Genomic DNA, 13612 nt, shown 5'->3' with positions numbered 1-13612 from the left:
AACTCTAACCAATCAACCCAGCTGTAATCAATAACCCCATTCCCCTCAGCTCCGGGCCGTAAACTCCGTCACGGCCTCGCTCATCAGGTTCATGCCCAGTAGCAGCTCATCCCGGCCGGGATGGCTGAAGTTGAGGCGGATGCGGTTGCCGCCGCCGCTGACACAACACAGCGGGCCGGGCAGGAAAGCTACGCCTTTAACCAGCGAGGCCTTAAGCAGTGCCATAGCGTCCAGCCCAGCCGGCAGCGATACCCACAGGAACATGCCGCCTTCCGGCAGACTATAGGTGCTGCTCTTCCAGGCCGGACGCTTCAGCAGTTCAGCCATTAGCTTGAGGCGGGTATTGTATTCCCGGTTCAAGAGGGCAATATGCTCGCGCAGATCAAAAGAGGTGACATCCAGCAGATGATGCAGCAGCCGCTGATTCAGGGAGCTGGACTGCCAGTCGGCCATCTGCTTTGCGGCAGCCATCATGCCGATAAGCTCCCGGCTGCCTGCCGCCCAGCCCGTCCGCAGAGCGGGCGCGACCGTTTTGCTGAAAGAACCGATGTAGAGCACATGTCCACCCTCGCTTACATTCTCCAGCGCATATAGCGACGGATATTTTACGGACGGATGCTGGCCATAACGCTGAAAATGCAGATCACCATAGGAATCGTCTTCGACAATCAGCACGCTATGGCCGATACACAGTTCTAGCACCTCCTTGCGTCTTGCCAGGCTCCAGAGAATACCGCTTGGATTCGTAAAGCTCGGTGTTGCAAACAGCATCTTCGGCCGGTGCTGCCGGATTTGGGCACGCAGATGCTCCGGCAGCAGTCCGTCTCTGTCTCCCTGCACGGGAATAATCACCGCGCCCTGCATACGAAGCGCCTGCAGAATGCCTGGTGAGGTGGGATTCTCTACAAGAACCCGGTCTCCGGGATCTATGTATACCCTGGACAGCAAATCTATGGCTTGTTGACTTCCCGTTGTCAGAAGAACTCCGCCCTCGGCAACAGCCACACCTTTGGCTTTCAGCCAATCTCCGGTAAGCCACTCCCGCAGCGGGCCGTACCCTTCCGGATCACCGTACTGCAGTGCCCCGGCATCTGCGGAGATGACTGTGGACGCGGTTTCGGCAAGCAAGGACAGCGGGAACAATTCTTCCGCCGGAAGCTCTTCCGCCAGTGAAATCAACGTGCCCCGGCGCGTCTTGGTGCGGATACTCAACAGCGGTGAAGACAGCAAGGTATGTGCGCGGGCAGAAAACTCATATCTCATATGTTCCCCCCTCCCCTGGTACCAAGAATATTCCAGCCCAGCCGGCAATATGTCGTTAGGGTGATCCTATGCGTAGATTTGCTTGTTCTGCCTTGAGAAAAGAGCAAACTTCTCGATAGCCTGCGCTCTCGTCGACACTTCAAGCTTCACATAAATTTTGCGCAAATAATTGTCTATGGAACGCCGGCTTACCTCTATTTCTAGTGCTATTTTGTCATAAGTGATTCCCTGCACAATTCGCTCCATGATGAACATCTCAGTCTGGGTCAGCTGCATGACGGCATCCAGTCCCTGTGACGATGGTGCGAGCCGAAATCCTTTTTCAATCCAGTCAAACGGTATGGAGAGGAAACCTTCCCGCAATCCGTCAATCATCAGCAGCAACTGGCGGGGAGAAGCTCCCTTGGAGAGTATTCCGCTTGCCCCAAGCTCAAGCAGCGGCTGAAATAAAGTCTTGTCCTCTTCTTCCGTCATGATGATGAAATGAGAATTTGGCGAACTGCTCTTCATCTCCGGCAGAATGCTCTCCACATTTCCTTCCGGCATCTGATAATCCGCCAGCACCAGGTCCGGCTGACTTTCACGCACATTGTAAACGCCTTCGTTCCAAGTCGAATACATCCCCAGAATTTCCAGCTCTCCCCCTTCCTCCAAAATCAATTTTGTTCCAAGCATACTTGTGGGATGACATCCCACGATGATCCCCCGCCACACCTTCATCATTAACTCCCTTACCTCCTGCTATCTATATAATTTACCCGGAGTGGAAAACGCCTCGGGGTTTTACGGTTATTACGCATGCAAGGATGGTTGCATTTTTATCCTTTCTTCCTTCTTTTACCTTGTATACGCCCATCAGATATTCCAATCTATAGAAATTGTATCGCAGTAGTTTAATAGGATGCAATTACTTTTTCACGTTTTCAGACTCTCTTTCACTTTTGCGAAAACTCAAAAAGTCTGATAGAATGAGGACTTGAAAAAAAACAGCCTGAGGTGATGTAATGCAACCGCTAGCGGAATCGACCCCGGTACACTCGCGCCGTACTGCAGCGAGAAGCGGCCCTTCCGTAAAATGGTTTTTACTGTTCTGGATTTTGATGATCGGGCTCGGCTTCTATGCCGTGTACAGCTATACCAACCATCTAAAGCAGCAGGTGCTGAGCGAACTTGGCACTCAAAGCCAGCAGCAGCTTACCGTTTTGAAGACCGATTATGAATCGCGAATCGCCGTTCTCTCTGAAGAGGTGAAGGAATTGCAGAGCACTGTTCAGAGCTTTAATGAACTGCTCACCTTTACCAAAGACAATGCAAGCAGCAAGACAGACAACAGCAACAAGCTGTATACCCAATTAAACGAGGTCCGCAAGCAACTCGATGCCCTGAAGAAAGAGATGGATCTGCTTAAATGAGAACCCCTGTCCAACGAGTCAACCGGTTCTTTATGCTGCTGACTGCTCCCTTCTTCGGGTTATTGCTCTGTCTGTGGTGGTATCAGCCGCCGCTTAACCTGAAGCTGAACACAGAACAGTTCGCTGCAGCCCCGGGGCCGCTTGAATTAACAACCTCTTTGAAGAATGATTTGAAGCTGGCCGAGGCCTCTGCTTCCTATACCATAGATTCAATAGGTGCCAGTGCACAGCTCTACAAACAAACAACAAACGCGATGAATGCCATTGTTAATACCGCCAAAGCCCAGGCATCCCGCCCGGAGCAAATCTATAACCGGAGAATTTCAGCCAGGCTGGGAATTCCTGCCGATATTGTGAACAGCGACCGCATTACCATCGAACTTTACCGCTTAAATCCCGGTAACTATAAAGCCTATGCCCTAAAAATTAAGCTGAAGGATGCTTCCGCCATGAAAATGAGCCTGGCCGGAGACGGCTCCGGCGGAGCTGAAACTACCATGCGCGCCGTCAACCGTTACGGTGCAACAGCCGGCATCAATGCCGGAGGGTTTGCCGATAAGGGCGGTAAACGTTATCCCTTGTCCACAACCGTTGTAGACGGCCAATATTTGTACGGATTCGAGCCGAGTTACAAGGATCTCAGCTTCGTTGGCCTGAATAAATCAGCACAGCTGATCGGCGGTAAATTCTTCAGCCGGACACAACTCGACCAGTTGGAGCCGGTGTTCGGCGCCACCTTTGTCCCGGTCCTGCTGAAGAACAACACCAAGATGGTGATCCCGGATAAGTGGAAGACGAGTCCCAAACGTGCCCCACGCACCGTAATCGGCAAGTACAAGGATGATCAGCTTCTCGTGCTCGTGGCCGACGGCTACAACGAAAACGGCAACTCCGGAGCTACGCTGGAGGAAATCCAGAACAAGCTGTACAACATGGGTGTGATTGATGCCTACAATCTGGATGGCGGTGGATCTTCGTCCCTAATCTTTAGAGGAAAGGTTATTAACAATCCATCAGACGGAAATCTACGCCAGGTGCCGACCAGCTTCCTGTTTTTCAAATAACTTTTTTCAGTTGTCTATGCGGCATCTCACATTTTTCTTTTGTTTTTGATATAGACCAGGTTATAATCAGGATAACGAATACAGATCCTTATGGAGGTGTCCAGCATGTCGTTTTCCTTGACCTTTTGGATAATAACCCTGGTATTTTTGCTGTTCCTGACCGGCATTTTAACCTCCTCCTACAACGACGATAAGACCAAGGGCTTATAAAAGCCTGGATGGACCAAAGCATTCGCTGCTTCAAAAAAAGAGCACCGCACATCTGTGCGGTGCTTTTTTTAGTAATGGAGGCGGCAGACACCCTCTGCGGCCATACTATGTACAATTAAATTTGCTTGCTTTCAGCAGGAGAAAGCGTAATTTCTAGGCGTGTCTTGAAAGCTGAGTCATTTCCCCAAGACATTCAGCACAAATATAACGATCTTTATATTCACTTACACCTTCAACTGATCCGCAGAATACACATTTGGGGCGGTAACGCTCCAGAATGATATGGTCGCCCTGTACCAGAATTTCTACCGGGTCGCCTTCATTCATTTGATACCTTTTACGCAGGGACTTAGGCAGAACAATTCTACCCAGCTGATCTACTTTCCGAACAACGCCAGCAGGTTTCATATCTAACTTACACCTCTCCTGTTCAACTAATAATTAGTAACTACTACTTTTTTCGGCACTATTCAACTATTTCGTTAATCAATTGTCGAATCCTGCTGAAATAAATAGAAATTCATGTCCGTTTTTAGAAAAGTTGCGGGAAGTCCAGCTGGCGCAGCGCCTCATAGACAATAATGGCCGCCGAGTTTGACAAATTAAGCGATCTGACAGCCTCGCTCATTGGCATGCGCATTCTCGTTTCTTTCCCGGCTTCCAGAATATCGGCTGGCAGACCCTTGGTTTCCTTGCCGAAAACGAAGAAATCCCCATCCTGAAAGGCAAAATCGGTATAGCGCTTTTCGGCCTTGGTTGTAGCATAGAAAAACCGGCCTTCCTTATACTTCTCCAGCACTTCCCCAAAAGAATCATGATATTCGATATTTACAGCGTGCCAGTAATCGAGTCCTGCCCGTTTCAGCGTAGCGTCGTCTGTACGGAAGCCCAAGGGGCGGACCAGATGAAGATGCGTGCCTGTTGCCGCGCAAGTGCGGGCAATATTGCCGGTATTCGCCGGAATTTCCGGTTCTACCAGCACAATATGAAGTGCCATAGTGTGAATGCTTCCTCTCTGTAGGCTCTAACAGCCCTATAATGTGTTAGTAAGGACAGCCTCTAAGGTGAAGGCAGCGCTTATAGATCATACACGGCGCGTGGTGTGTCACGCAGAAAACCTTCCGCCTGCAGGCGGAAGGTTCAGAAACTTTCATTCATTAGCCCTGAGTTTGCCGGAAATGCTGCATGAAATCGGTAAGCGCCTTAACGCTCTCATAAGGAACCGCGTTATAAATGGATGCACGCAAGCCTCCAACACTACGGTGGCCCTTAAGACCGACAAAACCTTCTTGTTCGGCGGCTTTGACGAATTGCTTCTCAAGCTCTTCCGACTGCATCCGGAATGTAACGTTCATGATGGAGCGGCTGCCTTGTTCCGCAACCCCGCGGTAGAAACCATCACTGCCGTCAATATGATTATAGAGCAGCCCGGCTTTGTCGCGGTTCTTGACTTCGATACCTGCAAGCCCGCCCTGCTCCCCAATCCATTTTAACACTTCATTAACCATATATACAGAAAAGGATGGCGGCGTATTGTAGAGAGAGTTGTTCTTATAATGCGTATCGTAACGCAGAATCGTCGGGATATTGGAAGGCGACTTCGCGATCAGCTCTTCTTTGGCGATAACTACAGTTACGCCTGACGGTCCGAGATTCTTTTGTGCGCCGGCATAAATCAGTCCGAATTTATTCACGTCAAAGGAGCGGCTCAGAATGTCGCTGGACATGTCTGCAATCAGCGGAATGGAGCCGGAATCCGGAAACTCCGCATATTGTGTTCCTTCAATCGTTTCATTCGACGTAACATGCAGATACGCTGCGTTATCCGCTGCCTTGATGCTGCTAAGCTCTGGAATCGCCAGAAACTTCTTGTCCTCTGAGGATGCGGCGACATGGGCGCCACCAACCAATTTGGCTTCCTTGAGGGCTTTATCCGCCCAGCTTCCTGTCATAACATAGCTGCCCACTTGGCCCTCGGAGACTAGGTTCATCGGAAGCATGGCGAACTGGGTGCTTGCTCCGCCTTGGATGAACAATACCTTATAGCCCTGCGGATTGCCAAGGAGTGACAGCAGACGTTCCTGAGCTTCGTTATGAACGGACTCGTATACAGCCCCACGGTGCGACATCTCCATAATGGACATTCCGCTTTCCCGGAATTCGACAAACTCCGCTTGTGCGCGTTCCAATACTGCAAGCGGCAGCGCCGCCGGACCTGCATTAAAATTGTATGCTCTCTTGCTCAAAATTGCCCCCACCCTTTCTCTCCTGCGAATATGGATAGAGATTATGATAGCAGTAATCTAACACACCATCAAGTATAATTATTCACATAGAAGGTATAATCGCCAGGCTTAAATGGTGAAAAACTGATAGCTGCGGCTCCAATCCTTGCTGTGACGCGGTAAAATGCTGATGTCCGCAAAAACTTCCGGCGAAATAACATGCTTCTCGCCCCACAGCGCCATCTGTTCCGGCTGGAAATTTCCGTATTCCCTGATCCCAACTCTGCTTGGCTGATGAGTGATTTCCCAATAAAAGGAATTTAATGCATCTTCCCAGCCTCCCAGCTTACAGTAAAAGGGTCGGTCCGGCTCATTCTTCCAGCTTAGTTTATCTCCGGTTCGGCTGAGCAATTCCTCTGTATAAATGGATTCCGCCTGCTCTACCCTGACATTGTCCGGCAATCTCAGTTCATACCCTGATCCGACATTTTTACCGTTAATTCCAACAAAATTATGATTGTACTCCTCCGTCAGAAGCTCCTTTGACCCTCTGTTCTCCAAGGTGTAAGAGATATTCAGCTTGTCTTCGTCAAGCGAGATCCTCTTGGTCAAAAGCATGCTGTACCCCCGGCATTCCATCGGCTGCACCGAATAAGTAACCGAATCTGTAGTGTGTTCTTCAATCACCTCAAAGGGAATCAGCGGATAACTTCCGGCAAAAAAATAGGGAGCATCTTCCTGCTTCTGCAGCAGCCCTACTCCCGGCTTTGGAAACCATTCTCCAACTTCTGCATCGTCATAGCCAATTGCCCGGGAAATGCCGAATTCATTACATAGCCCAAAACCGCCAGTACCCTGCCCGGGCACGAGGCTTTCCGGAACGCAAAACGTATGTTTACCCTGCTCCAGTGTTACCTGTGTAATAAACCCTGTCCAATCAAATCTAGTGCCGTTATAGGCTCCAGTATCAGCAATCTCCACAGTAAGTATCCCATTAGTGAGAGTGTAAGCCATAAGTTATTCTTCCTCTTTCTTTTGCTTATTATTATTGTTACCAATATTCTCAGAACCTCTTCACCGCTGAAAAAAGCGCCTGCATTCGCATTTCCTGCTAAGCAGGCGCCTTTTCGTATACTTTTATGCAGTTAGGCCAGCTCCACCTGCAGGAGATGCAGCTCTCCTTCCGGCAGCGCACGGAGTACGCTGCGCGGTATCACAGCACCCTCTGAGACGCGCTGAAGCGTCACCTCAGCGCCGTTAAGCAACGCAGAGTGTATTTCATACTCCCCGTATTCTCTGCTTCCTGTGGACGTATAGGAGATCTCCAGCATGCGTTCCGCAAAGATCGTCTTAATCGTTGCCTTCCCCTGCTCATCGAACTGTTCCTTCACCAGTTTGGGCTGAAGCAGCAAATCGCCGAGCCGGCCCTTTACACCAAACACCTCTGTGACCATCGTCAGCAGCAGCCAGCTCGCTGAACCGGTTAAATAGGTGTACATTCCTCTGCCCTGCTCATTGATATATTCGGGAATGCCGGGATACATCCGGCTGAGCTCGAAATTCGCGCTGAGCTTGTACAGTGAATCCAACACTTTGCGTCCTTCCTGAACAAAGCCGCGTTTATACAGCGCGTTCCCGTACATCACAGTCATATGGCTGAACATAGCCCCGTTCTCTTTATGACCAAAGGCAAAACCAAAAGCACGGCCCAGATTCTGCTGGATGCCGCCAAAATTGGTATTCAGCCGGTATCCGATATTGTCATCCAGCAGGTTGCGTTCTACCGCTGCGACGATATGCGGAATCTGCTCTGGCGCTGCTGCATGGCCGAGCAGCGGGAATACCTGGCCTGTCAGCGTCATGCGTACACCTTCGGCATGTTCGCCTTCGACACGGTCTCCGTCGTTATTATAATAACCGTTGAACCAGCCGTCACCATGATCACTTTGCACCCACTCCTTCCGGCGCAAGTGATTAAATATCCATTCTGCCTTTTTCGCCAGATCATCTGCCACTTTCGCTATTGGCAGAGTTACCCTGACTCCGCTTACTTTGTTAGGCGCAGCGGCGTAGTAAAGGTTCAGCTGTTCCCGCTTGGCTATTACAGACTCATAGTTCAGCGATTTCCCCAGTGTATCCAGCAGCAGCGTCATCTCTTCCGCCAGCTCCAGCGACTCTAGCCCGGTACGTTCCTGAAGAGTGCGCAGCAGCACGGACAGATCGTACAGGTTGCTGCCATAGAAGGCGGTGAAGGTCACACTTTCTCCCCGCTGGGCCGCCATATCCAGCCCGTCATTCCAGTCCGCGCCCTCCAGAAGAATATTGTTATGCTCCCCCACATTGAAGAACGGAACTAAATTCTGCAGCAGAATATGCTCCAGAATCGTCCCTTTGTAGGTCTCTCCAGTCGAGGTCCGCAGATGGCTTCCCCCCGCAGCATCCCAGGAGGCGTCGCGTTCCCGGCACCGGCTCATGAAGGAGTCGCGGAAATAGCTTTGCTCCTGCAGCAGAAAATCCAGATCCCCGCTCTGGTCCAGGTACAGCATAGTGGTCAGGAACGGCCAGGCCCCATGATCCATCCAAACCCGGGGAATATTGTTGCGGTCAGCAATAAATTCGCCCGGCTGCTGGCCGATAATGGTCGCGTTGCTGCCATCGATTCGCACACCTGCATAATTATTCAGCAGCAGACTCCGCACATCTGCCGGCTCCATAATAAGCAGCGCCAGGCAATCCTGCCATAGATCGCGCCAGCCTCGCCCGCCTCTTCCGTAGTCATGATAAGGAAGGAAAGAGTTGCCGTACAACCTGCGCAGCACAGGCTGCAGCGTTACCCATTTCATCCACTGGTCAGCAGCATGATCTCCGGTATGAAACTCAACTGTATTCACCTTGTCCGCCCAGAAAGCCTTGTTTTCTTCCAGTAAAACGTCAAAAGCCGCGGTGGATCCGTATTTGGCCATTAACCCCGGAATATCAATTCTTTCACTTTCAATGGCCAGAATCACCACATAGGAACGGCTCTCTCCGGGAAGCAGCGATGCGGTGGAAAAACGCAATCCGCCGAGAGCTTCATAACCTTCTTTATGTACGCCTTCTTCGCCTGTCTGAGGAGCCAAATTCCGTACAACAGCCTCAGGCCAATCCAGACTTCCACCTTCACCGATAAATTCCTCCTGCACCGGGAAGAAGCCCACAGGAGTTCTTCCTTCTCCTTCTACACCGAAGACGCCATAAGAGGTATGGTTCACGCGATGGCCCCGCTCATCAAAGGAAAGCGCCGGCTGAACCTCGACACCATGTGCTGAAGTATAAATCCGGTTGAGCAGAGAGGTCACATGCCGGTGATCGCGCAGATCATCCGCTGAACGGGCATACAGTGGAATAGCCGCAGTCGGAGTTATGGTGATCTCAGCAGCCCCGGTATTCGTAAGCACTACCTGCATCAATTCTACCTTGTCTTGGCCGCAGGGTACAATGCTAGTGATTTGCGCCTTGATACCAAGCTCACGGCTCTCACGCGTTACCCGATGCCATAGGAGCCCTGCTTCCAATTCCGAATCATCAGAGGCAGGCTCATAGGCCTGTGCATGCTGTCTGGCTGAATTCCCCGCTGCCGACCAGGCACCTTTGCCCTCAATATATACCCAGAAATTGCGGGAAGCACGCGAATTATGCAAATCCTCCACCGAAAGCGGCGGAGTAAGAAATGTATTATGACCTGAAGTGGCTTGGCCATGAAGATTCGGAGTGACCGAAGACATCATCCCTCCCTCATTCACCAAAGGAAAATACAAAAAACTGCTTCTTTCGGGGTGCTGAAGTTTAAACTCTCCATTTGTTCCGGTAAATTCCCAACCTGACTTAGACGTTTGTTCCACTGCAATCATCCTCTCCATAGCCTGTTGTTTTGTTACTTTTTTATCCATTTTACAGAAACCGCTTTCGGTTTTTATTATCACATCGTTAGATATCGTTGTAAAGAAATTTCCGTTTGTAAACTCGATTAACAATAAAACATAGAATAAAGTCTGATATATCAAGTGTTATAAGGTTTAACATGTAGGGTGTCACTTTTTATTAATCAATAATAACCACAATAGTTGGACCGAAACTATTTTCGATAATTCATATTTACGATAAAATCCACTCGAACGGACCTCAAAATCTTGAATTCCCTTATCAAAAAACGCCTTAAATCAATCACATTACATATAAAATCTATGCCGAATGTACTCTACTATGTAAAATAATGTTATATTAACGAAACTTTTCGTAATTTTCGTAAATTGTTTTTAATTTTGAGACATTGATAAAGAGATATAGACCACAAAAAAGCCCCCGGGATACCCGGGGGCTTCTTAACAAAAATTAAGCTAACTTATAGATCGAAGTACAAGGAGTATTCATGCGGATGAACACGAATCGCAACTTCTTGAGCTTCAGAACGTTTCAGAGCGATATAGTTATCGATGAAGTCTTTAGTGAATACGCCGCCTTCAGTAAGGAATTCGTAATCAGCTTCCAGAGAATCAAGCGCTTCGCTCAGGCTGCCCGGAACGCTGCGGATTTTTTCTTTGTCTGCATCGGACAGTTCGTAGATGTTCTTGTCCAGAGGACCGTAACCCATTTCTTCCGGGTTGATCTTCTTCTTGATTCCATCCAGACCGGCCATCAGCATAGCTGAAAATGCCAGGTAAGGGTTGGCTGTGGAATCCGGTGTACGGAATTCGATGCGACAGCCTTTAGGTGTCACAGCAGCTACCGGGATACGAACAGCAGCGGAACGGTTGCCTTTGGAGTAAACCAGGTTAACCGGTGCTTCATAACCAGGAACCAGACGTTTGAACGAGTTAGTGCTTGGGTTAGTCAGCGCGATCAGTGCCGGAGCATGATACAGGATACCGCCGATATAGTGCAAGGCCATCTCACTCAGGTTGGCATAAGCGCCTTTTTCGTAGAACAAAGGAGCGTCGCCGTTAAAGATAGATTGGTGAACGTGCATACCGCTACCATTATCGCCAAACAGCGGTTTTGGCATGAATGTTGCCACTTTTCCGTATTGGCGTGCAGTGTTTTGCACAATATATTTGTAAGTCAGCAGATTATCAGCTGTTTTCTTCAAGGTATCAAAACGGAAGTTGATTTCCGCTTGGCCTGCAGTTGCCACTTCATGGTGATGACGTTCAATTTCAAGTCCGGCTTCAGCCAGCAAACGGCACATTTCACTGCGGATATCCTGTTGGGAATCCACCGGCGCTACTGGAACATAACCGCCTTTAACGCCAACTTTGAAGCCCAGGTTCCCGCCTTCGTCTTTACGGTTGGTATTCCATACCGCTTCTTCGGAATCTACAAAGTAGGAAGAGCTGTTCATTCCGCTCTCATAACGCACATCATCGAAGATAAAGAACTCGGATTCTGGTGCGAAGAAAGCTGCTGTACCCACACCGCTTGCTTGCAGGAATTCTTCTGCTTTCACTGCGATACCGCGGGGGTCGCGCTCGTAACGTTCACCATCTGGAGTGAAAATATCGCACATGATGTTCAGCGTCGGATGAGCTGTAAAAGGATCGATATATGTAGTGCTTGGATCAGGCATCATTACCATGTCAGATTCTTCAATACCGCGGAATCCTTTGATGGAAGAGCCGTCAAACGCAACACCATTTTCAAATGTTTCTGCTTCCACTGCGGATGCTGGCAATGAGATATGGTGAGCACGTCCACCCAAATCTACAAAACGAAAATCCACCCACTCGATATTGTTTTCCTTGATTGTCTGCAACACTTTTTCAACCGACATGAATATATTCCTCCCCAATTTCCGAACATTAGGCCGCTCACAGTATCAAATGTTCTTGTTTATAATTTTTTTGCTGTCGTCATTATAAATCTCAAACCTAACATCGTCAATGCTTATGTTAGGTATTTCTGAAGACAATGTAAGATATTCTAACGCTTTAGTGAAAAAAGCAACTTTCTCTATTTCCTATGTCACATTCATTCAATACGATACATAAAAACCGCCCTTCCCTACGCCCGTAAGCGGAGAAGAGGACGGCCTAAAGGCTGATTTCTGCTTCTTGTACTAAAGAATCGGGGCAGGCTCAAGAGACTCCGAGAACTTGCGTCCCACCAGCGGAGCAAGCTTCTCCAGATCTCTCAGCAGGTTATCAAACTGCTCAGGGAACAGAGACTGGACCCCATCGCCTGTCATGGAATTGTCGGGATCGGTATGCATTTCGATAATAAGCCCGTTGGCTCCCGCAGCAACAGAAGCTTTGGCCATCGGTGCAACCAGTTCACGCCGTCCTGTACCATGGCTCGGGTCAGAAATCACCGGAAGATGGCTGAGGTTCTGAAGCACCGGAATTGCTGACAAATCCAGCGTGTTGCGGGTGTAGGTTTCAAAGGTGCGGATTCCGCGCTCACAGAGCATGACATCACGGTTGCCGCCGGCCAGAATGTATTCCGCCGCATTGAGGAGCTCATCGTAAGTAGCACTGAAGCCGCGCTTAAGCAATACCGGACGTCCGCAGGTCCCCAGCTTGCGCAAGAGGTCGAAATTCTGCATATTGCGTGTGCCCACCTGCAGTATATCAGCATGCTCCGCACAAATATCCACATACTCCGGTGTCATTACCTCGGTAATGGTCAGCAGACCATGCCGCTTGCCGGCTTCCGCCATCATTGTCAGTCCTTCTACACCGACACCCTGGAAGCTGTAAGGTCCGGTACGCGGCTTGAACGCACCTCCACGCAATACTTGGCCACCGGAAGCTTTCACCAGCTGGGCGATTTCGTCAATCTGCTCCGGGGATTCAACGGCACAAGGCCCACCCATAATGACAAGATTTTCTCCGCCGATCTTCACGCCGCGGATATCGATAATTGTATCCTCCGGATGGAAATCACGGCTCGCCAACTTATAGGATTTGGAGATTTTCAATACGTTCTCCACGCCTTTCATCTGGCGCAAATGCTCGGCAAGCTTCGGTGTGACACCACCGATCAGGCCGATAACCGTATGATCCGCCCCCCGGGAGAGATGAACCTGCAAACCTTCCTTTTCGATAACAGAAATAATATCATTTACCTGCTCCTGCGGTGTTTGATTGGATGTAATAACGATCATAATATAGCTCCCCTTTTAGGCAATTATTTAGTAAATGTTACCTTATAAAAAAACACGACACTATCACGCTACGACGCGTGTACGCTTTTAAGCACTAAAGTAATTTTACCGCATTTTGTTCTTTTCGTCAACCTTCAATTACAGTCCCAACTGCACTAGTTACCATTTATTAGTATTCATGAAGCTATGTATCTGGTGCACACTGGAACTTCGCTTGGTATAGTATGGAATAATGAAAGGGCTTTCCTTCCAATAATAAATAGCACACAGGTTCCGCAGCCGGAATCTGTGTGCTTCATA

12 protein-coding genes are annotated in these 13612 nt (G+C 49.3%); 2 read left to right on the top strand and 10 right to left on the bottom strand.

Annotation, left to right across the window (positions count from 1 at the left end; translation table 11 throughout):
* Nucleotides 1-45 precede the first annotated feature (45 nt).
* Nucleotides 46-1263 carry a PLP-dependent aminotransferase family protein gene (locus ACQ76X_RS17090; RefSeq protein ID WP_438495141.1) on the bottom strand — a complete coding sequence of 406 codons (1218 nt, stop codon included), beginning with the start codon at nt 1261-1263 and terminating at the stop codon, nt 46-48.
* A 66-nt stretch (nt 1264-1329) separates the two neighbouring features.
* Complete coding sequence (locus ACQ76X_RS17085) at nt 1330-1986, bottom strand: response regulator transcription factor (RefSeq protein WP_076113063.1); 657 nt, start codon at nt 1984-1986, stop codon at nt 1330-1332.
* A gap of 281 nt (nt 1987-2267) precedes the next feature.
* Between ACQ76X_RS17085 and ACQ76X_RS17080 the strand changes: the two genes are divergently transcribed.
* On the top strand, nt 2268-2675 hold the full coding sequence (locus tag ACQ76X_RS17080) for a hypothetical protein (RefSeq protein ID WP_038588412.1): 408 nt from the start codon (nt 2268-2270) through the stop codon (nt 2673-2675).
* Nucleotides 2672-3739: a phosphodiester glycosidase family protein gene (locus ACQ76X_RS17075; RefSeq protein ID WP_438495140.1), complete on the top strand. Its 1068-nt coding sequence runs from the start codon at nt 2672-2674 to the stop codon at nt 3737-3739. Before ACQ76X_RS17080 ends, ACQ76X_RS17075 begins: the two co-directional genes overlap by 4 nt.
* A 26-nt stretch (nt 3740-3765) precedes the next feature.
* On the opposite strand, the gene ACQ76X_RS17070 is transcribed toward ACQ76X_RS17075, so the two are convergent.
* From ACQ76X_RS17070 to aroF, 8 genes are all read right to left on the bottom strand, one after another.
* On the bottom strand, nt 3766-3906 hold the full coding sequence (locus tag ACQ76X_RS17070; protein ID WP_438495175.1) for a hypothetical protein: 141 nt from the start codon (nt 3904-3906) through the stop codon (nt 3766-3768).
* Nucleotides 3907-4102: 196 nt separating this feature from the next.
* Entirely contained in the window at nt 4103-4357 is a 255-nt protein-coding gene (locus tag ACQ76X_RS17065; protein ID WP_341091264.1) for an AbrB/MazE/SpoVT family DNA-binding domain-containing protein, read from the bottom strand.
* Between the two features lie 124 nt (nt 4358-4481).
* Entirely contained in the window at nt 4482-4946 is a 465-nt protein-coding gene (gene trmL, locus ACQ76X_RS17060) for a tRNA (uridine(34)/cytosine(34)/5-carboxymethylaminomethyluridine(34)-2'-O)-methyltransferase TrmL (protein WP_438495139.1), read from the bottom strand.
* Nucleotides 4947-5106: 160 nt separating this feature from the next.
* On the bottom strand, nt 5107-6198 hold the full coding sequence (serC, locus tag ACQ76X_RS17055; protein ID WP_038599110.1) for a 3-phosphoserine/phosphohydroxythreonine transaminase: 1092 nt from the start codon (nt 6196-6198) through the stop codon (nt 5107-5109).
* A 105-nt stretch (nt 6199-6303) separates the two neighbouring features.
* The gene (locus ACQ76X_RS17050; RefSeq protein WP_438495138.1) at nt 6304-7188 is read right to left on the bottom strand and encodes a hypothetical protein; all 885 of its coding nucleotides are present in this window, start codon (nt 7186-7188) and stop codon (nt 6304-6306) included.
* A gap of 131 nt (nt 7189-7319) precedes the next feature.
* Nucleotides 7320-10055, bottom strand: a complete 2736-nt coding sequence (locus ACQ76X_RS17045) for a GH36-type glycosyl hydrolase domain-containing protein (RefSeq protein WP_438495137.1) — start codon at nt 10053-10055, stop codon at nt 7320-7322.
* 500 nt (nt 10056-10555) lie between these two features.
* Nucleotides 10556-11980, bottom strand: a complete 1425-nt coding sequence (gene glnA / locus ACQ76X_RS17040) for a type I glutamate--ammonia ligase (RefSeq protein ID WP_038588392.1) — start codon at nt 11978-11980, stop codon at nt 10556-10558.
* 285 nt (nt 11981-12265) lie between these two features.
* On the bottom strand, nt 12266-13312 hold the full coding sequence (gene aroF / locus ACQ76X_RS17035; RefSeq protein WP_438495136.1) for a 3-deoxy-7-phosphoheptulonate synthase: 1047 nt from the start codon (nt 13310-13312) through the stop codon (nt 12266-12268).
* Between the last annotated feature and the right edge of the window lie 300 nt (nt 13313-13612).

This window comes from Paenibacillus sp. IHBB 3054, assembly GCF_051594305.1.
Classification (GTDB): domain Bacteria; phylum Bacillota; class Bacilli; order Paenibacillales; family Paenibacillaceae; genus Paenibacillus_AQ.
Note: the sequence above shows the minus strand (reverse complement) of the source record. Positions and strands in the feature narration are given on the sequence as shown.

Excerpts from the sequence above, each read along its gene's own strand:
- ACQ76X_RS17075 (WP_438495140.1), top strand. The coding sequence starts at position 2,672 with ATGAGAACCCCTGTCCAACGAGTCAACCGGTTCTTTATGCTGCTGACT.
- ACQ76X_RS17050 (WP_438495138.1), bottom strand. The coding sequence starts at position 7,188 with ATGGCTTACACTCTCACTAATGGGATACTTACTGTGGAGATTGCTGAT.
- ACQ76X_RS17080 (WP_038588412.1), top strand. The coding sequence starts at position 2,268 with ATGCAACCGCTAGCGGAATCGACCCCGGTACACTCGCGCCGTACTGCA.
- ACQ76X_RS17090 (WP_438495141.1), bottom strand. The coding sequence starts at position 1,263 with ATGAGATATGAGTTTTCTGCCCGCGCACATACCTTGCTGTCTTCACCG.
- ACQ76X_RS17085 (WP_076113063.1), bottom strand. The coding sequence starts at position 1,986 with ATGATGAAGGTGTGGCGGGGGATCATCGTGGGATGTCATCCCACAAGT.
- ACQ76X_RS17065 (WP_341091264.1), bottom strand. The coding sequence starts at position 4,357 with ATGAAACCTGCTGGCGTTGTTCGGAAAGTAGATCAGCTGGGTAGAATT.
- ACQ76X_RS17070 (WP_438495175.1), bottom strand. The coding sequence starts at position 3,906 with ATGCCGGTCAGGAACAGCAAAAATACCAGGGTTATTATCCAAAAGGTC.
- aroF (WP_438495136.1), bottom strand. The coding sequence starts at position 13,312 with ATGATCGTTATTACATCCAATCAAACACCGCAGGAGCAGGTAAATGAT.
- trmL (WP_438495139.1), bottom strand. The coding sequence starts at position 4,946 with ATGGCACTTCATATTGTGCTGGTAGAACCGGAAATTCCGGCGAATACC.
- glnA (WP_038588392.1), bottom strand. The coding sequence starts at position 11,980 with ATGTCGGTTGAAAAAGTGTTGCAGACAATCAAGGAAAACAATATCGAG.